This is a genomic window from Streptomyces sp. NPDC000878 (assembly GCF_053599695.1).
Genome location: NZ_JBSFMT010000059.1, coordinates 13,906 through 32,534, shown reverse-complemented (window position 1 = coordinate 32,534; position 18,629 = coordinate 13,906). Strand labels below are relative to the sequence as shown.

Below are 18,629 nucleotides of genomic sequence, written 5' to 3'. Positions count from 1 at the left end.
GTCGCCATGCAGAAGAACCCCTCATACACCAGCCTGGTCGCGGTCGGCGACTCCTTCACCGAGGGCATGTCGGACCGGCTGCCGGACGGCTCCTACCGCGGCTGGGCGGACATCCTCGCGGCCCGGATGGCCGCCCGCACGCCCGGTTTCCGGTACGCGAACCTCGCCGTACGCGGCAAGCTGATCGGGCAGATCGCCGCCGAGCAGGTGCCCGTCGCGGTGGCCATGGAGCCTGACGTGATCACGCTGGTGGGCGGCCTGAACGACACGCTTCGCCCCAAGTGCGACATGGGGAGGGTGCGCGGCCTCTTGGAGGAGTCCGTCGAGCGCCTCGCCCCGGCGTGCAAGCAGTTGGTGCTGATGCGCAGCCCCGGCCGCCAGGGCCCGGTCCTGGCGCGCTTCCGGCCCCGCATGGAGGAACTGTTCGCCTGCGTCGACGACCTCGCGTCCCGGCACGGCGCCCTGGTGGTCGACCTGTACGGCGCCCCCTCGCTCGGCGACCCGCGTATGTGGGACGTGGACCGGCTCCACCTGACGGGCGAGGGCCACCGGAGGGTCGCGGAGGCGGTCTGGCAGACCCTCGGCCACGAGCCCGAGGACCCGGAGTGGCACATGCCGGTGCCGCCGACGCCACCTCCCGGCTGGGGCGCGCGCCGCGTCGAGGACGCCCGCTTCGCCCGGCAGTACCTGCTGCCGTGGATCGGGCGCCGGCTGACGGGGCGGTCGTCGGGGGACGGGATGCCGCCGAAACGGGCGGAACTGTCGCCGTACGAGCACTGACCGCGGAGTTTTCCTCGCCCCCGCCGCCCCTACCCGTCCCATCCCTGGGGGCTGCGCCCCCAGACCCCCCTTTCGCGCTGAAACGCGCTCGTCCTCAAACGCCGGACGGGCTGAAATGCCCCGCCCGGCGTCGAAGACAACCGCGCTCAGCCCACCCTTTTTCCCGCCCACCCGCACCTCAGCAGCGGCCCGCACCATCCAGCCCGTCCGGCGATTGAGGACGAGGCCGTTCAGGCCGACCTTCCCACCCAACCAGGCCCGCCATCCCAGCCCGTCCGGCGTTTGAGGACAAGGCCCGTTCAGGGCCGTAGCGGGGGTTCGGGGGCGGCAGCCCCCGAGGATGGGAACGGGTAAGGGCGGCGGGGGCGAGAATCCCTGGCGCTGGCCTGCACGAACCGCCAGTACAATCCGTACACGTGACCGCCGCACCCGCAAAGCCCCGCATCCCGAACGTCCTCGCCGGACGCTACGCCTCCGCCGAACTGGCCACGCTCTGGTCGCCCGAGCAGAAGGTGAGGCTGGAGCGCCAGCTCTGGCTCGCCGTCCTGCGGGCCCAGAAGGACCTCGGGATCGAGGTGCCGGACGCCGCCCTCGCCGACTACGAGCGGGTCCTCGACACCGTAGACCTGGCATCCATCGCCGAGCGCGAGAAGGTCACCCGGCACGATGTGAAGGCGCGGATCGAGGAGTTCAACGACCTCGCCGGGCACGAGCACGTCCACAAGGGCATGACCTCCCGCGACCTCACCGAGAACGTGGAGCAGCTGCAGATCCGGCTCTCCCTGGAGCTGATGCGCGACCGTACGGTGGCCGTACTGGCACGGCTCGGGAAGCTCGCCGGGGAGTACGCCGAGCTGGTCATGGCCGGCCGCTCGCACAACGTGGCCGCACAGGCCACCACCCTCGGCAAGCGCTTCGCGACCGCCGCCGACGAACTGCTCGTCGCGTACGCCCGGGTCGAGGAGCTGCTGGGCCGCTACCCGCTGCGCGGCATCAAGGGCCCCGTGGGCACCGCCCAGGACATGCTCGACCTGCTCGGCGGCGACGCGGCCAAACTCGCGGAGCTGGAACAGCGGATCGCCGGGCACCTGGGCTTCTCCACCGCCTTCACCTCGGTCGGCCAGGTCTATCCCCGCTCCCTCGACTACGAGGTGGTCACCGCCCTGGTGCAGCTGGCCGCCGCACCCTCGTCCACGGCCAAGACGATCCGGCTGATGGCCGGGCACGAACTGGTGACCGAGGGCTTCAAGCCCGGCCAGGTCGGCTCGTCCGCGATGCCGCACAAGATGAACACGCGTTCCTGCGAGCGCGTCAACGGCCTCATGGTGATCCTGCGCGGCTACGCCTCGATGACGGGCGAGTTGGCGGGCGACCAGTGGAACGAGGGCGACGTGTCCTGCTCGGTGGTGCGCCGGGTGGCCCTCCCGGACGCGTTCTTCGCGCTCGACGGTCTGCTGGAGACCTTCCTGACGGTCCTCGACGAGTTCGGCGCCTTCCCGGCCGTCGTCGCGCGCGAGCTGGACCGCTACCTGCCCTTCCTCGCCACCACCAAGGTGCTGATGGGCGCGGTGCGCGCGGGTGTCGGGCGCGAGGTCGCGCACGAGGCCATCAAGGAGAACGCGGTCGCCTCCGCGCTCGCCATGCGTGAGCAGGGCGCCGAGCGCAACGAACTCCTCGACAAGCTCGCCGCCGACGAGCGCATCCCCCTGGACCGCACCCAGCTCGACGCCCTGATGGCCGACAAGCTGTCGTTCACGGGCGCCGCCGCCGACCAGGTCGCCGCCGTGGTCGCCCGGATCGAGGAGATCGCCAAGCAGCACCCGGAGGCCGCGGCCTACACCCCCGGAGCGATCCTCTGACCCGCTTCACCCAGGCCGAACTGGAGGCCGCCCGCGACCGTCTCGTACCGGACGTCGTCGCGGACAACCTCCACGTCCTGTTCTGCGGCATCAACCCCGGCCTGATGACCGCGGCCACGGGCCACCACTTCGCCCGCCCCGGCAACCGCTTCTGGCCCGTCCTCCACCTCTCCGGATTCACCCCGAGGCTCCTGAAACCCGCCGAGCAGGGCGAGTTGCTCTCGTACGGCCTCGGCATCACGAACGTCGTCGCACGGGCGACGGCACGGGCCGACGAACTGTCCGCGGAGGAGTACCGCGAGGGCGGACGGCTACTGACGGAGAGGGTGACACGGCTGCGGCCACGCTGGCTGGCCGTCGTCGGCGTGACGGCGTACCGGGCCGCGTTCGACGACCGCAAGGCGCAAGTGGGCCCACAGGAGCGACAGTTCGGCGACACGCGCGTGTGGGTTCTTCCTAACCCGAGCGGCTTGAACGCTCATTGGACTGCGGCGACCATGGCGGAGGAGTACGGGCGCCTGCGGGAAACGGCTTCCTAGCCTGCGTACGGGGGCCGCGCGTACGTCCGTCCGGTCACGCGTCCCGGTGCCGTACGCTCCACGCTCCCGCCAGCAGCGCGCCGCCCGCCCACAGCGCGGTCACCGTGAGGCCGGTCCAGGGGCCCAGTGCGCCGTCCCAGGCCTCGTGGAAGACCACCTGGCCCGCCTTGTCGGGCAGGAAGTCGGCGACGGTGCCCGACACTCCGCCGACCACGAACGAGACGATCAGCAGGAACGGGATCAGGATGCTCAGCGTGGCGACTCCGCTGCGCAGCAGGGCGGTCAGGCCGGCCGCGAGCAGGGCCATCAGGGTGAGGTAGAGGCCGCAGCCGATCACCCCACGCAGGCCTTCGGTCCAGGTCAGGCCGTTCGCGTCGGCGCCGAGGACCGCCTTGCCGACGGCCAGGCTCACTCCCCCGGCGAGCAGGCCGACGGCCAGGACGGGGACGGCGATGGCGACCGTCTTGGCCGCGAACCAGCGCCCCCGGCGCGGCACGGCCGCCAGCGTGACCCGAAGACCGCCGCCCTGGAACTCGGAGGACACCGCCGTGGCGCCGAAGGCCACCGCCGCGATCTGCCCGAAGCTGACACCGAAGAACGCCGAGAACAACGGGTCGAAGTCCTCTTCCCCAGCGCCTGAATCGAGCCCGGCGAGCGCCGAGAACAGCGCGGTGGCGAGGACAACCCCGCACAGTGCCCCGAGCAGCGAGCGCAGGGTACGGATCTTGACCAACTCGGCGTGGAGTACCGGTGTGAAGGACATGGTCAGGCCTCCTGAGGCTGCTGGGTGGGGGTGGCGGCGGGGGACGTGGTGAACTCCGCCGCCGAGGCGGTCAGGTCGAGGTAGGCCTGTTCCAACGTGCCCTCGTCCGCCGTCAGTTCGAGGACGGTCAGACCCGCGGCCGAGGCGAGCCTGCCGATGTCGTCCACGCGCGCGTGCTCCACGGTCCAGAGGCCGTTGTCGCCGTCGTCGTGCGCGGTGGCCTCGTAGCCGTGCTCCGCGAGCAGTTGGCGAAGGGCGGTGTCGTCCGTGGTGCGCACCCGCACGCGCGGGCGTACGCGTGCCTCGATGAACTCGCGCATCGGAGTGTCCGCCAGCAGACGCCCTCTGCCGAGGACGACGAGGTGGTCGGCGAAGGACGCGGTCTCGTTCATGAGGTGGGAGGAGACCAGGACCGTACGGCCCTCCCCCGCCAGCCTGCGCAGCAACTCTCGGATCCAGACGATGCCTTCGGGGTCGAGGCCGTTCGACGGCTCGTCGAGCATCATCACTTCCGGGTCGCCGAGAAGCGCCGCCGCGATGCCGAGTCGCTGTCGCATGCCCAGGGAGTACGTCTTCACCCTGCGCCTCGCGACGGAGGCGAGGCCTGTCTCCGCCAGCACCTCGTCGACCCGGCGCTCCGGGATGCGGTTGCTCACCGCGAGGGCCCGGAGGTGGTCGCGGGCGGTACGGGAGCCGTGGGCGGCCTGGGCGTCGAGGAGGGCACCGACCTTGCGGAGGGGGTTGTCGAGGGTGGCGTAGGCCCGGCCGCCGACGGTGGCGGTGCCGTGGGTCGGCCGGTCCAGGCCGAGCACGAGCCGCATGGTGGTGGATTTTCCGGCGCCGTTGGGTCCGAGGAAGCCGGTGACTCGGCCGGGCTCGACACTGAAGGTGAGGTGGTCGACGGCGCGTGCGGTGCCGTACTCCTTGGTGAGGCCGTGGACGTCGATGCTGGTCATGGCAGCAGCCTGGCGGGGTCAGCAGGGGCGGGGCCTCCCCCGTTGGTGGAGAGCGTCTCCCCCGCCCGGGGGAGGCCCGCTGTCAGTGGCGCCTGTCACGATGTCGCAATGGCCCGCTTCCTGCACCCGCTGCTGCGGGGGACGACGTACACGCGCTTGCTGCACCTGTGGGTGCCGATGCTCGTCGTGAGCGTGTGGATGTTCATCGACCCGTCGAGTCCGTGGGTGCCCGCCGCCGTACTGCTGGTCGTCGGGCTGATTCCGGCCGTGCGGCTGGGCGAAGGGGTGCAGGCACGGCTGCTGCTGACGCCGGGTGAGGCGGAGTCGGAGTCGGCGATCTCCGTCGCGCCGTCGGCCAGTTGGCGGGACCGGCTGCGGACCGTGCTGTGGCTGGAGGTGCGGATGGCCCTCGGGGCGGTGGCGATGGGGGCCTGCGTCTGGCTGCCGCTGACCTCCGTCGATCTGGTCCGAGCCACGAGCGGGTACTTCTCCGACGACAATCCCTTCCTGCCCGCCTCGCAGCCGCAGTGGGTGTACGCCGTGCTCGCGCCGCTGCCCCTGCTCGCCTTCTACGGCGTCGTGGTGGGCCTCGGTGAGCTGATCACCGCCGCCGCGCGCAGCCTGTTGGGTCCCTCGCCGTCCGAGCGGCTCGCCGCTCTGGAGGAGCGTACCGAGCAGCTTCTGGAGCGCAGCCGGATAGCGCGCGAGCTGCACGACTCCATAGGGCACGCGCTCACGGTGGCGGTGGTCCAGGCGGGCGCTGCCCGGGCGGCCGGCGACCCGGAGTTCACCGACCGTGCCCTGGGCGCCATCGAGGAGACCGGCCGGGCCGCCTTGGCGGATCTGGAGCGGGTGCTGGGCGTGCTGCGCGAGTCGGACCGGCCCGCGAGCAGCCGCCCCGCCCTGACCGAGGCCGACCGTCTTCTCGAGTCGGCGCGTGTCTCCGGGGCGAAGGTCGACGCCGAGCTGACCGGCCCGCTCGCCGATCTGCCGGGGCCCGTGTCCCGCGAGGGCTACCGCATCCTCCAGGAGTCGCTCACCAACGTGCTGCGGCACGCGGGGTCGGTTCCGGTGCGGGTCCGGGTGGCGTTCGCGGACGGCTCGCTCGTCCTCGACGTACGCAATCCGCTGGCCGCCCCGATACCCAGCCCCGGCCTGGGCAGCAGCGGTCTGCGCGGGATACGGGAGCGGGCCGCGCTGCTCGGCGGACGGGCGTGGACCGGCGTGGAGGAAGACGTCGGTGAGTGGCGGGTGCGCGTCGAACTGCCGGTCGGGGAAGGCAGGGTGAGGTCGGGAGCGCGGCAGCGGGTTGATCTACGCTGACCGGATGCCCGTAACCGTGCTCCTGGTCGACGACGAACCCCTCGTACGGGCCGGGCTGCGGGCCGTGTTGGAGGCTCAGGACGATATCGAGGTCGTCGGGGAGGCCGCTGACGGGGCCGCCGTCATTCCGTTGGTCAGGCAGTTGCGGCCCGGTGTGGTCGCCATGGATGTGCGGATGCCGTTGATGGACGGCATCGAGGCCACGCGCGCGGTGCTGCGGACGGTGCCGGAGCCGCCGAAGATCCTGGTGATCACGACGTTCGAGAACGACGAGTACGTGTACGAGGCGCTGCGGGCCGGTGCCGACGGGTTTCTGCTCAAGCGGGCCCGGCCGGCCGAGATCGTGCACGCGGTGCGGCTGGTCGCCGAAGGGGAGTCGCTGTTGTTTCCGGCCTCGGTTCGGCGGTTGGCGGCCGAGTACGGGGATGAGGGTGGGAATCGGGCCGCCCGGGCCGTTCTGGCGCGGGCGCGGCTTACCGAGCGCGAGGCGGAGGTGCTGCGGCTGATGGCGCGGGGGCTGTCCAACGCGGAGATCGCCGCTCGGCTGGTCGTCGGGACCGAGACCGTGAAGTCGCACGTCAGCGCGGTGCTGGCGAAACTCGGGGCCCGGGATCGTACGCAGGCGGTCATCGTGGCGTACGAGTCCGGGTTCGTGGCGCCCGGATGATCCCGGCCCGTCGGACAGGTCGGGGACGTCCGGCTCTCGCCCGGGTGCTCCGCGCCGAGTACGATCCGCCCCACACCTGCACGAGCGCTCCGCTGGAAGCGCGGTGATGGACCCGCGGGCCGGTGGGGGCTTGTCGCGCAGTTCCCCGCGCTCCTTTCGGGGCGCGGTCGCGCACCCGCCTTCACCAGGTCGGCTTAGCTGGGAGGACGTACGTTGGGGCAGCTGACCGGCGGGGATCCCTCGCTGCTGCGAAGGATCAACTCCGCGGTGGTGCTGCACGCGCTGCGTGCCACGGACTGCGCGACGCTGACCGAGATCACCCGGGTCACCGGGCTGTCCCGGCCGACCGTCGAGGGCGTCGTCGAGGGGCTCATCGAGGCCGGGCTCGTCGTCGAGAAGGCCGCCGACGAGAGCGTCGCCCGGCGGCAGGGGCGGCCCGCGCGGCGGTTCCGGTTCCGGGCGGAGGCCGGGCATCTGCTGGGGCTGGAGATCGGCTCCCATCGCGTCGCCGCGCTGCTGTCCGACCTCGACGGGCGTCTGCTGGGGTCGATCTCGAAGGACGTCGACGAGGCGGCACCCGCTGACGAGCGGCTGGAGCGGCTGCGGTCGGCGGTCGCCGAGCTGCTGCGCCGGGCCGGGGTGGCCCGTGACTCGCTACGGGCCGTGGGCGTGGCTACGCCCGGGATAGTGGAGGCCGACGGGGTCGTGCGGCTGTGCTCCGCGCTGCCCGAGTGGACCGGGCTGCGGCTCGGTGAGCGGCTCAGCCGGTCCTTCAAGTGCCCGGTCCTCGTCGAGAACGACGCCAACGCGGCGGCCGTCGCCGAGCACTGGAAGGGCGCCGCGATCGACTCCGACGACGTGGTGTTCGTCCTGGCCGGGCTGAGTCCCGGCGCCGGTTCACTGATCGGCGGGCGGCTGCACCGGGGGTACGGCGGGGCGGCCGGGGAGATCGGCGCGCTGCATCTGCTGGGCCGGGAGGCCACCCCGGAGGCGCTGCTGTCGACCACGGGCGAGCCCCTGCACCCGCTCGACGAGGTGGCCGTCGCCGAGGTGTTCCGCCGCGCGCGCGAGGGCGACGAGCGGGCCCGCGCGGCCGTCGACCGGTTCATCCAGCGGCTCGTCCACGATGTCGCCGCGCTCGTGCTGGCCCTCGACCCCGAGCTGGTCGTCGTCGGCGGCTGGGCGGCGGGGCTGGACGGCGTACTGGCGCCGTTGCGGGACGAGTTGGCTCGCTACTGTCTGCGCCCGCCTGGCGTGGCCCTGTCGATCCTCGGCGAGGCAGCAGTGGCGACAGGCGCGCTTCGGTTGGCCCTCGATCATGTCGAGGAGCAGTTGTTCGCGGTGGAGGGGACTGTGACGGCCCGGCGTTAGTGTTCCGCGTGGAGTGCGGTGTGGTGACTGCGGTGTAGCGACTGCGGGTGCGTCGTGGCTGGTCGCGCAGTTCCCCGCGCCCCTTTGGGGCGCCCCGGAACCGAGGCGCTCCGGGGCATCAGAGTTGCTGTACGGCCGTCAGGACGCCTGGCGTTCCGGGCCGTGGTGTATTTCCACTCCCCCGGTGTCGCCGAAGGTCAGGCGGCACGTGTCAGCGCGGTAGGTCGCGACCGAGAGTGCCGCTGTGCGCGACCCCGCGAAGAAGCGGGTCGTGACGACGAGGACGGGGGCCCCGGGGAGGCGGTCCAGTTCCTTGGCGTCGTCCGCGCGGGCCGAGCCCAGCTCCACAGCGCGGTCCTGGCCCTCAAGGTCCAGGCGCCCGAGTTCCCGCAGCACCGCACGCGCGCGTGCCGCGCCGGACGGGGCGTCTATGGCCGACAGGTCGGGCACCGAGGCCGCCGGGACGTAGAGCAGTTCGGCGGCGACCGGCTGGCCGTGCGAGACGCGGGAGCGGCGCACGGTGTGGACGGCCTCGTCCTGGGCGGTCTCCAGGGCGGCGGCCACCACCACGGCCGGTACGGTCAGCACGCTGTCCACGGGCTGCCAGGTGTCACCCGTCGCGCCCGGCCACACGTGCTCGGCCGTGCCGACGGCGACGCCCATGCGCGGCGGGGCGACGGTCGTGCCGACACCGCGACGGCGCTGGAGCCGGCCTTCGAGTTCGAGCTGTTCCAGTGCCTGGCGGAGCGTGGCGCGGGCGACGCCGAAGCGGGCCGCGAGGTCGCGCTCGTTGGGCAGGATCTCGCCCACGGTGAACTCGGAGTCCAGTGCCTCACTGAGCACGGTCTTCAGATGCCAGTACTTCGGCTCCGGCACCGTTTCCAACTGCGTGGTCCCCACCCTGTCCTCCGCAATCGCCGTGGTCCGGCGGCGTTTTAGCGCCCTTGTTTATTAAAGGTTGTTGCACTTTCCTGCGACCATAGGGCGGCCTCGGTACTTGGTCAAGACCAATCAGTGTTCCTGGGGAGGCACCAGGGAGCGCACCTTGTCCGGGTTGCGGATGATGTAGACGTGCTGGATACGGCCGTCCGCCACGTCGATCTGGATCACGGCGTCGGGCTTGCCGCCGTCCAGGACCAGCAGGGCGAAGCCGCCGTTGATCTCCAGGAAGCGGATCGACGCGTCCGCGAGGCCCTTGCCGGCGGTGCCGATGACGAAGCGGCCCACGTGGTCGGCCGATTCCAGGATGCGGCGCGGCGCCCGCGCGAGGCCGCCGCTGTCGGCGACGAGGCTGACGTCCGGGGCGAGGAGTTCCATGAGGCCCGCGAGGTCGCCCTGTTCCGCGGCGACGAGGAACCGTTCGGTGAGGTCCCGGCGCTGGGCCGGGTCGACCTCGTACCGCGGGCGCCGTTCGTCGACGTGCCGGCGGGCGCGTCCGGCGAGTTGACGCACCGCCGGTTCGGCGCGGTCGAGCATGGCGGCGATCTCTGCGAACGGGTACGCGAAGGCCTCCCGGAGGACGAACACCGCGCGCTCCAGCGGCGAGAGGGACTCCAGGACGACCATGACCGCGAGGGACACGGTGTCGGCGAGCACGGCCCGCTCGGCCGCGTCCGGAACGGCGTCGGCCAGGTCGGTCACGTACGGCTCGGGCAGCCACGGTCCGACGTACGTCTCGCCCCGCGCCTTCACCTGGCGCAGCCGGTCGATGGCGAGCCGGGTCGTGACGCGTACGAGGTAGCCGCGCGGTTCGCGTACGTCGGTGCGGTCGGCGCCGGACCAGCGCAGCCACGCTTCCTGGACCACGTCCTCGGCGTCGGCCACCCGGCCGAGCATGCGGTAGGCGACGCCCATGAGGACGGGCCGGTGCGATTCGAATACGTCGGTCACAGTGTCGGCGGTCACCAGTCCATCCCAACCCGTCACCGTGGGTCGTGTCCAGCGAGTTGACGGCCGGCGGCCACCGAGGGCTACCCGTCGGTAGTAATTGCTGACAAGCTGTCTACGCAGCGCCCGCAGACAGCACAGCAGACAGCCGCGTGGACAGCCACGCAGACGTGTACGACGAGGAGCAGCCCCATGTCCGCCACCGTCTCCTTCGAGGTCCCCTCTCCGGACGGCCCGCAGGCCGAGACCAGGACCGTGACCCTGTCGTACGCGCGCGTGGGCGCCGGCGAACCGCTTCTGCTGCTGCACGGCATCGGGCACCACCGGCAGGCCTGGGACCCGGTGATCGACATCCTGGCCACCGAGCGCGAGGTGATCGCCGTCGATCTGCCCGGGTTCGGCGCGTCCCCGCCGCTGGCGGACGGTTTCACCCACGACCTGCCGACGATGACCGCCGTCTTCGGCGCCCTGTGCGAGGCACTGGAGCTGGACCGGCCGCATGTGGCGGGCAACTCGCTGGGCGGTCTGCTCGCCCTGGAACTCGGGCGTGAGAAGCGTGCGCGGTCGGTCACCGCGATCTCCCCGGCGGGGTTCTGGTCGCAGGCGGAGCGGCGGTACGCGTTCGGTGTGCTGCTCGCGATGCGGCGGGCCGCGCGGAGCATGCCGGTGCCGATGGTGGAGCGGCTGGCGCGCTCGGCGGCGGGGCGGAGCGTCCTGACGAGCACCATCTACGCCCGGCCCGGCCGCCGTTCACCCGAGGCCGTCGTCGCGGAGACGCTCGCCCTGGCGAACGCCCAGCGGTTCAACGAGACCCTCAGGTCCGGCCGCGCCGTCCGGTTCACGGACGACGTCCCGGGCATCCCGGTCACGGTGGCGTGGGGCACCCGGGACCTGCTGCTCGTGCGCCGCCAGGGCATCCGCGCCAAGCGGATCATCCCCAAGGCGCGGCTGATCCGGCTGCCCGGCTGCGGCCACGTCCCGATGAACGACGACCCGGCGCTGGTCGCCCGGGTGATCCTCGACGGCAGCCGCTGACCGGCGTAGCCGTACGAGGCTCAACGCGCCCGATCCCAGGGCGACTCCGGCGCCCACGAGGGCGCTTCCGGCGGCTTGGGCGGCGCCGTAGGAGCCTGTGCCGACGAGCGGGGCGGTGCAGGCCGCCGCGACCGGGATGAGGCCGGAGAAGAGCGTGGCGCGCTCCGCGCCGATCCGCTGCATGCCGATGTACCAGCACACGAAGCCGACGACGGTGACGACCGCCGCCTGCCACAGCAGTGCGGCGGTCTCGGTGGCGTCGGGCACGCGCAGCCAGCCGGCGCCGTCGAGGACCACCCCGGCGAGCGCGGACTCGGCGGCGGCGAGGCCGCACACGGTCGCGGACAGCAGCCGGGGCCCGAGAGGCCGCACCAGCGGTACGGCGAGCACCGCGAACCCGACCTCACCGGCCAGCGCGCACCCGGAGAAGGCGATGCCCACGCCGTCCGTACGGCCCCACCCCTGGACCGCGAACGCGCCCACCGCGACCGTCAACGCCCCGTACAGCACCACCCGTTGGGGTCGCCGCCCGTCCAGCAGGGGCACCAGGACCGCCACGACCACGGGCGCGCAGCCCACGAACACGCCCGGCACCGCCGGTTCCGCGCTGCGTTCGGCGGCGATGACGGCCAGGTTGAAGCCGACCATGCCGACGGCGGCGAGCAGCGCGAGGCGGGTCCACTGGCGGGCGGTGATTGTCCGCAGCGGGGCTGCGCCGCCCCGGCCGACCAGCGGCAGGAGCAGCAGACAGGCCAGGCCGTAGCGCAGGAACTGGCCACCCGCGTACGGGTAGTCGCCGAGGACGCTGTTCGCGGTGAAGGAGCAGCCGACGAGGACGGCGGCGAGGGCGGTGAGGAGGGCCCCGCGCGCGGGGGTGATGTCGGCGGGGTCGGGGGTGGCGTTCATGGGCGTCACGCTAGGGAGCGCGGTGGACCGGACTAAGGTCCACTTCCATGACGTCATCGGGGACCAGTCCGAGCGGGCTGCCGGGCTCCGCCGCCTGGGAGTTGCTGCTTCCGGCCGCTGCCGCACCGGCACGCGCGCGTGGGCGTTCGCTTCAGGAGGCGCTGCGGGCGGCCGTCCGCTCGGGGCGGCTCGTGCCGGGGACGCGACTGCCGTCGAGCCGGGATCTCGCGGCCGATCTCGGGGTGTCGCGGGGGCTGGTCACGGAGGCGTACGAGCAGTTGACCGCGGAGGGCTATCTGCGCAGCGGGCGCGGCGCCGGGACCTGGGTGGGCGGTGCCGTCCGGGCCGCGCACCCACGCGCGCGGGACCTCGCTCCGCGCTCCCCCAGCGCCCGCGCCGACTTCCGCCCGGGCACCCCCGACCTGTCACTGTTCCCGCGTGCCGCGTGGGCCACCGCCCAGCGCGCGGTGCTCGCCGAGGTCCCCCATCACGCCCTCGGCTACCCCGATCCGCGCGGGCTGCCCCGGCTGCGGACGGCACTGGCGGAGCTGCTCGCGCGGCGCCGGGGCGTGGTCGCGGACCCGGAACGGCTGGTGGTGGTCTCCGGGGTGGCCCAGGCGACGACGCTGCTCGGTTACGTGCTCCACGCGCGCGGGATGCGCGACATCGGCGTCGAGGACCCCGGGAGCCCGGAACACGGCTCCCTGTACATCGCGGCCGGCCTGGACGCCGTACCGCTGCCCCTGGACGACGAGGGCCTCGACCTGGACGCGCTGCGGGCGTCCGGGGTACGGGCGGTGGTGACCACGCCCGCCCACCAGTTCCCCTCCGGGATCGCCTACTCGGCGGACCGGCGTACCGAACTCCTCGACTGGGCGCGGTCGGTCGAGGGGCTGGTGATCGAGGACGACTACGACGGGGAGTTCCGGTACGACCGTGCCCCCGTGGGCGCTCTGCAGGGGCTCGACCCCGAGCGCGTCGCCTACACGGGATCCGTCAGCAAGTCGCTCGCGCCCGGACTGCGGCTCGGCTGGCTCCTCGTACCGGAGTCGGTCGCCGAGGAGGTCGTCGAGCGGAAGCGGACGATGGACCTGGGCCATCCCGCCCTCGACCAGGAGCTGTTCGCGCGGTTCGTGGAACGCGGTGACTACGACCGGCATCTGCGCCGCTGCCAGCGCGCGTACCGGGAACGGCGCGATGCCCTCGTAGCGGCGCTGGAGGAGCACTTTCCCGGGGCGGAGGTGTCGGGGATCGCGGCCGGTCTGCACGTCATCGCCGCGCTGCCGGAGCGGTACGGGCCGCAGGAGCGGTTCCTGGAGCGGACGGCGGCGGCCGGGGTCGCGGTACGGCCGCTGACGGACTTCGCGCACGCGCGCGTGACGGGTGGGGGCGTGCGGTTGGTGCTGGGGTACGCGCAGTTGTCACCCGCGCGGATCGCGGCCGGGGTGCGGCTGATGGCCGAGGCCCTCGCTCCCTGACGGCCGCCAACAGTCCGGTCCCTGTGGGCCGCCAGCAGTCCGGTTGCCTCGCCTGCTTCCCTTGTCTGCGGGGGCAGTTGTTCATGTGGGGTTTGCGTGCGCGCTGCGGTGTCCCAGTAGTTGTGGCAGTGCACACTCGCCGGATCCTGTCCCCGGAGGCACGTCCCATGTCACCTGTTCCGTTGCCCGGTCGTCGCAGCGTGCTGCGCGGTTCACTCGCCGCGTCGGCGGCCCTGACCCTGCCCGCCGCCGTCGGTGCGGCGGCTCCCGCGTTCGCCCTGTCCGGGCGGCCGAAGGCCGGGTGGGGTGTCCAGACCGGCGATGTGACCGCCGACTCGGGGCTGGTGTGGGTGCGCTCCGACCGGCCCGCCCGGATGGTCGTCGAGACGTCCGCCACCGAGTCGTTCCGCAACGCCCGCCGCTGGCACGGTCCGCTGCTCGGCGCGGGCAGCGACTTCACCGGTACGACGCGGCTGCGCGGGCTGCCGTCGGGCGAGCAGATCCACTACCGCGTGCTGCTGGCCGACCCGGACGACCCGCGCCGCACGGGCGAGCCGGTGACCGGCACCTTCCGTACGGCGCCGGCGCGACGGCGTGACGGGGTGCGGTTCCTGTGGTCGGGGGACCTGGCGGGGCAGGGCTGGGGCATCAACCCGGACCTCGGCGGCTACCGGATCTACGACGCGATGGGGAAGCTCGACCCGGACTTCTTCCTGTGCAGCGGCGACAACATCTATGCGGACGGCCCGATAGCCGCGACCGCCGCGCTGCCTGACGGCAGCATCTGGCGGAACATCACGACCGAGGAGAAGGCGAAGGTCGCCGAGACGCTCGCCGAGTTCCGTGGCAACTTCCGGTACAACCTGCTGGATGACAACCTGCGGCGGTTCAACGCGCAGGTTCCGTCGATCATCCAGTGGGACGACCACGAGGTGCGCAACAACTGGTACCCGGGGCAGACCATCCTCGCTTCGGACACGCGCTACACCGAGAAGAGCGTCGACACCCTCGTCGGCCGGGCCCGGCGGGCCTTCTCCGAGTACTTCCCGATCTCCACGCTCCGGCCGGGCACCCGCGACGGCCGTGTCCACCGGGTGCTGCACCAGGGGCCGTTGCTCGACGTGTTCGTGCTCGACATGCGGACGTACCGCAACGCCAACTCCCCCGACGACCAGACCGTCGACCCGCAGGGCATCCTCGGCGCCGAGCAGTTGGAGTGGCTCAAGCGGGAGCTGTCGTGCTCGCGTGCCGTGTGGAAGGTGATCGCCGCCGACATGCCGCTGGGCCTGGTCGTGCCGGACGCCACCGAGGGCAGGGCCAACATCGAGGCCGTGGCGCAGGGCGACCCGGGTGCGCCGCTCGGGCGTGAGCTGCAGATCGCCGAGCTGCTGCGGTACATCAAGCACCGGCGGATCACCGGCACGGTCTGGCTGACCGCCGACGTCCACCACACCTCGGCGCAGCACTACCAGCCCGCGCGGGCCGCGTTCACCGACTTCGAGCCGTTCTGGGAGTTCGTGTCGGGCCCGCTGAACGCCGGTGCCTTCCCCGCCAGCGCGCTCGACGGCACGTTCGGTCCGGAGCGGGTCTTCGTGAAGGCACCGGAGGCCGCGAACGTCTCGCCGGCCGGCGGCTACCAGTTCTTCGGCGAGGTCGACATCGACGGCCACAGCGGGGAACTGACGGTACGACTGCGCGAGCAGGACGGGACCGTGCTGTTCACGAAGGTGCTGCAGCCGGGGCTGGTGGGGCAGTAGCAGCACGCGCGCCATAACTGTGCAAAAGTAAACAAAAGGGGCCAAAGGCAACTTAACCCTTCGGTCACAGTCCGTTCGTGATCACGCAACACCGTTGGCGCATGGTGACTGCATGACTCGAAAAGCATGTGAAGGAACTGCTGTGACGGACGGGCGCCCGGTACGCCAGTGGCGGCGGGACATCGTCGAACTCGCCGCCCTGCTGCGCACATGGTGGGCAAGCCGCCACGGTCACGCACCCCCGGACGACACCGATGCCGGTCCTGATACCGATACCGATGCCGGCATGGACACCGGCGCGAGTGTGCTGTGGCGGATGCGGACGACGGTGAAGGACGAGCCGGGATCACTCGCCGCGCTGTGCATCGCCCTCGCCGAGCGGCGCATCGACATCCTCAGCCTCCAGACGCATCCGCTGGCCCGGGGCACGGTCGACGAGTTCCTGCTGCGTGCCGCGGGCGACCTCGACGCCGCCGAGATCTCCGGGTCGGTGACCGAGGCGGGCGGCGCCGGGACGTGGATCGAGCGGGCCGACACCCACGATCTCGTCGACGCGCCGACCCGGGTCCTGGGCCTGGCCACCCGTACGGCCCTGGACAGGGCCGAACTGCCCTTGGCGCTGCGCCAGTTGCTCGGGCGGTGCACGATCCGGTCGCTGCCCGGCGGCGACTCGGCGGCACGGGAGGGCGTACCGGTCGAGGGCGCCCTCGAAGAGACGGACACGGTGATGCGGCTGCGCGCGCCGGAAGGTGGAGTGATCACCGTGGAGCGGCCGTATCTGCCGTTCACCCCGACCGAGTTCGCCCGGGCGCGGGCGCTGGTGGAGCTGGACGCGCGGCTCGGTCCCCGCGTCCCGCACGGCCGGGACGTGCTGACGCTGCCGCGGGGCAACGCCATCACCGTACGGCGCGCCGACGCGGGCGACCTGGACGCGGCGAAGGCGATGCACGAGCGGTGCTCACCGCGCACGCTGTCGCTGCGCTACCACGGTCCGATGGGCGACGCCGACCGCTATCTGAACCATCTGCTCAGCCCGCGCTTCGGCCGCACGCTCGCCGTCCAGACGGCGTCCGGGCGGGTCGTCGGCCTCGGTCACCTTCTCTGGGACGGTGACGAGACCGAGATCGCGCTGATCGTCGAGGACGAGTGGCAGCGGCGGGGTATTGGTGGCGAGCTTCTTCGGCGCCTGGTGTCCATGGCGCGCGAGGCGAAGTGCGAGCACGTGTATGCCGTGACGCAGTCGTCCAACACGGGGATGGTCGCTGCTATGCGGGGGCTTGGGTTGCCACTGGATTATCAGATCGAGGAGGGGACGTTGGTGATCACTGCGCGGCTGGATGCGTCGCCGGTTGCGTCTCCCTTGCCGTACGACCACAGTTCGCGAGACTGAACACACCGTTCCAAGGTTGACACTCGTCTGCGGGTTCGTCGTGGCTGGTCGCGCAGTTCCCCGCGCCCCTTTGGGGGCGCGGGTGAACCCGCTTGGCATGGTCCATGGGCGCGTACGAGGATGAGTGCATGTCAGACACCAAGAACCCCCTGCCTCGTGAGGTCGCCGACGCCTATGTCGACGAACTCGTCGCCCTCGATCCGGTCACCGGTACCTACCTCGGCGTGAAGGAGAGTTCGAGCAGGCTGCCGGACACCTCGCCCGCGGGGCAGGAGGCCCTGGCGGAGCTGGCGCGGACGACGTTGGCGCGGCTGGACGAGGCCGAGCGGCAGCCTGGCGCGGACAGTGACATCGAGCGGCGCTGCGGGCGGCTGCTGCGCGAGCGGCTCACCGCCGAACTCGCCGTGCACGAGGCCGGTGAGGGGCTGCGTGCCGTCGGCAACATGCACACGGCCGCGCACTCGGTGCGCGAGGTGTTCACGGTGACGCCGACGGAGACGGACGAGGACTGGGCGGCGGTCGCGGAGCGGCTGCGCGCGGTGCCGGCCGCGCTGCGGGGCTACCGGGAGAGCCTGGCCCTGGGCCTGGAACGCGAGCTGTACGCGGCTCCGCGCCCCACGGCCACGTTCGTCGGGCAGCTCGGCGAGTGGTCCGACCTGGACGGCAAGGGCATCGGCTGGTTCGCGGACTTCGCGTCGGCCGGCCCCGAGGCGCGGCGCACCGAGCTGGACGAGGCGGCGCGGGGCGCGGACGAGGCCGTCGTCGAACTCCAGGGCTGGATGCGGGACGTGTACGCGCCGGCCGTCGAGGGCAAGCCGAACACGGTGGGCCGGGAGCGGTACGCGCGCTGGTCGCGCTACTGGAACGGCACGGATCTGGACCTGGACGAGGCGTACGCGTACGGCTGGGCCGAGTTCCACCGTCTCCTCGGTGAGATGCGGCTGGAGGCCGAGAAGATCCTGCCGGGCGCTCAGACGCCGTGGGTGGCGCTGGCGCATCTCGACGAGCACGGCAAGCACATCGAGGGCGTCGAAGAGGTCCGCGAGTGGCTCCAGGGCCTGATGGACCAGGCGATCGAGGCGCTGGACGGCACGCACTTCGAACTCGCCGAGCGGGTGAAGAAGGTGGAGTCCCGCATCGCGCCGCCGGGCAGCGCGGCGGCGCCGTACTACATGTCCCCGTCGGAGGACTTCTCCCGCCCCGGCACCACCTGGCTGCCGACGATGGGCCAGACCCGCTTCCCGGTGTACGACCTGGTCTCGACCTGGTACCACGAGGGCGTCCCCGGCCATCACCTCCAGCTCGCGCAGTGGGTGCACGTCGCCGAGAACCTCTCCCGCTACCAGGCCACCGTCGGCGGCGTCAGCGCCAACTGCGAGGGCTGGGCGCTGTACGCGGAGCGCCTGATGGACGAACTGGGCTTCCTCACGGACGCGGAGCAGCGCCTCGGCTACCTCGACGCGCAGATGATGCGGGCGGCCCGCGTCATCGTCGACATCGGTATGCACGCGGAGTTGGACATCCCGGCGGACTCGCCGTTCCACCCCGGCGAGCGCTGGACCCCGGAACTGGCCCAGGAGTTCTTCGGCTCCCACAGCAGCCGGCCCGCGGACTTCGTGGAGAGCGAACTGACGCGCTATCTGACGATCCCCGGCCAGGCGATCGGCTACAAGCTGGGCGAACGGGCCTGGCTCCTGGGCCGCGCGAACGCCCAGCGCCGCCACGGCGACACCTTCGACGCGAAGGCCTGGCACATGGCCGCGCTGTCGCAGGGGTCGTTGGGGCTGGACGATCTGGTGGACGAGCTGTCCCAGCTGTGAGGCGGCTCGCCGCGAGGTAACTCGGGGGCGGGGTACGGGGGTTGTGGGCGCGGGATACGCCCCTGCGGCCCCCGTCCCTCCCCTCCCCCGGTCCCCTT

15 protein-coding genes and 1 pseudogene are annotated in these 18,629 nt (G+C 72.3%); 11 read left to right on the top strand and 5 right to left on the bottom strand.

Features of this window, described 5'->3' with window-relative positions:
• Nucleotides 1-6 precede the first annotated feature (6 nt).
• The 3 genes from ACWDR4_RS36545 (at nt 7) to mug (ending at nt 3,178) form a co-directional block, all read left to right on the top strand.
• Nucleotides 7-780, top strand: coding sequence for an SGNH/GDSL hydrolase family protein (locus ACWDR4_RS36545; protein WP_450414862.1), 774 nt, complete (start codon nt 7-9; stop codon nt 778-780).
• A 416-nt stretch (nt 781-1,196) separates the two neighbouring features.
• Nucleotides 1,197-2,639 carry an adenylosuccinate lyase gene (gene purB / locus ACWDR4_RS36540; protein ID WP_450414860.1) on the top strand — a complete coding sequence of 481 codons (1,443 nt, stop codon included), beginning with the start codon at nt 1,197-1,199 and terminating at the stop codon, nt 2,637-2,639.
• The gene (gene mug, locus ACWDR4_RS36535; protein ID WP_450414921.1) at nt 2,636-3,178 is read left to right on the top strand and encodes a G/U mismatch-specific DNA glycosylase; all 543 of its coding nucleotides are present in this window, start codon (nt 2,636-2,638) and stop codon (nt 3,176-3,178) included. The genes purB and mug overlap by 4 nt, the downstream gene beginning before the upstream one ends.
• A gap of 34 nt (nt 3,179-3,212) precedes the next feature.
• Here mug and ACWDR4_RS36530 read toward each other — a convergent pair whose 3' ends face one another.
• Both ACWDR4_RS36530 and ACWDR4_RS36525 read right to left on the bottom strand, forming a co-directional pair.
• Nucleotides 3,213-3,941: an ABC transporter permease gene (locus tag ACWDR4_RS36530; protein WP_450414859.1), complete on the bottom strand. Its 729-nt coding sequence runs from the start codon at nt 3,939-3,941 to the stop codon at nt 3,213-3,215.
• A 2-nt stretch (nt 3,942-3,943) separates the two neighbouring features.
• A complete protein-coding gene (locus ACWDR4_RS36525) occupies nt 3,944-4,897 on the bottom strand; it encodes an ATP-binding cassette domain-containing protein (RefSeq protein WP_450414857.1) in 954 nt (317 codons plus the stop codon).
• A gap of 108 nt (nt 4,898-5,005) precedes the next feature.
• Here ACWDR4_RS36525 and ACWDR4_RS36520 point away from each other — a divergent pair, with 108 nt between their 5' ends.
• The 3 genes from ACWDR4_RS36520 (at nt 5,006) to ACWDR4_RS36510 (ending at nt 8,258) form a co-directional block, all read left to right on the top strand.
• The gene (locus ACWDR4_RS36520; protein WP_450414855.1) at nt 5,006-6,220 is read left to right on the top strand and encodes a sensor histidine kinase; all 1,215 of its coding nucleotides are present in this window, start codon (nt 5,006-5,008) and stop codon (nt 6,218-6,220) included.
• Nucleotides 6,221-6,224: 4 nt separating this feature from the next.
• Complete coding sequence (locus ACWDR4_RS36515; protein ID WP_450414853.1) at nt 6,225-6,887, top strand: response regulator transcription factor; 663 nt, start codon at nt 6,225-6,227, stop codon at nt 6,885-6,887.
• A 213-nt stretch (nt 6,888-7,100) separates the two neighbouring features.
• Entirely contained in the window at nt 7,101-8,258 is a 1,158-nt protein-coding gene (locus tag ACWDR4_RS36510) for an ROK family transcriptional regulator (protein WP_450414851.1), read from the top strand.
• A 138-nt stretch (nt 8,259-8,396) separates the two neighbouring features.
• On the opposite strand, the gene ACWDR4_RS36505 is transcribed toward ACWDR4_RS36510, so the two are convergent.
• Together ACWDR4_RS36505 and ACWDR4_RS36500 are read right to left on the bottom strand one after the other, a co-directional pair.
• Nucleotides 8,397-9,158: a GntR family transcriptional regulator gene (locus ACWDR4_RS36505; protein WP_450414850.1), complete on the bottom strand. Its 762-nt coding sequence runs from the start codon at nt 9,156-9,158 to the stop codon at nt 8,397-8,399.
• Between the two features lie 111 nt (nt 9,159-9,269).
• Nucleotides 9,270-10,163, bottom strand: coding sequence for an RNA polymerase sigma-70 factor (locus ACWDR4_RS36500; protein WP_450414848.1), 894 nt, complete (start codon nt 10,161-10,163; stop codon nt 9,270-9,272).
• A gap of 174 nt (nt 10,164-10,337) precedes the next feature.
• On the opposite strand from ACWDR4_RS36500, the gene ACWDR4_RS36495 reads away from it, so the two are divergent.
• Nucleotides 10,338-11,180, top strand: a complete 843-nt coding sequence (locus ACWDR4_RS36495) for an alpha/beta fold hydrolase (protein ID WP_450414846.1) — start codon at nt 10,338-10,340, stop codon at nt 11,178-11,180.
• A gap of 480 nt (nt 11,181-11,660) precedes the next feature.
• On the opposite strand, the pseudogene ACWDR4_RS36490 reads toward ACWDR4_RS36495, so the two are convergent.
• A pseudogene (locus ACWDR4_RS36490) lies at nt 11,661-12,086 on the bottom strand (EamA family transporter); the annotation flags it as partial.
• Between the two features lie 47 nt (nt 12,087-12,133).
• Here ACWDR4_RS36490 and pdxR point away from each other — a divergent pair.
• From pdxR to ACWDR4_RS36470, 4 genes are all read left to right on the top strand, one after another.
• Nucleotides 12,134-13,564 (top strand): MocR-like pyridoxine biosynthesis transcription factor PdxR, encoded by a 1,431-nt coding sequence (gene pdxR / locus ACWDR4_RS36485; RefSeq protein WP_450414845.1) that lies wholly within the window; start codon nt 12,134-12,136, stop codon nt 13,562-13,564.
• 167 nt (nt 13,565-13,731) lie between these two features.
• Nucleotides 13,732-15,321: an alkaline phosphatase D family protein gene (locus ACWDR4_RS36480; RefSeq protein WP_450414844.1), complete on the top strand. Its 1,590-nt coding sequence runs from the start codon at nt 13,732-13,734 to the stop codon at nt 15,319-15,321.
• 112 nt (nt 15,322-15,433) lie between these two features.
• Entirely contained in the window at nt 15,434-16,711 is a 1,278-nt protein-coding gene (locus ACWDR4_RS36475) for a GNAT family N-acetyltransferase (RefSeq protein ID WP_450414842.1), read from the top strand.
• A gap of 128 nt (nt 16,712-16,839) precedes the next feature.
• Nucleotides 16,840-18,531 (top strand): DUF885 domain-containing protein, encoded by a 1,692-nt coding sequence (locus tag ACWDR4_RS36470; protein WP_450414840.1) that lies wholly within the window; start codon nt 16,840-16,842, stop codon nt 18,529-18,531.
• Nucleotides 18,532-18,629: the final 98 nt, after the last annotated feature.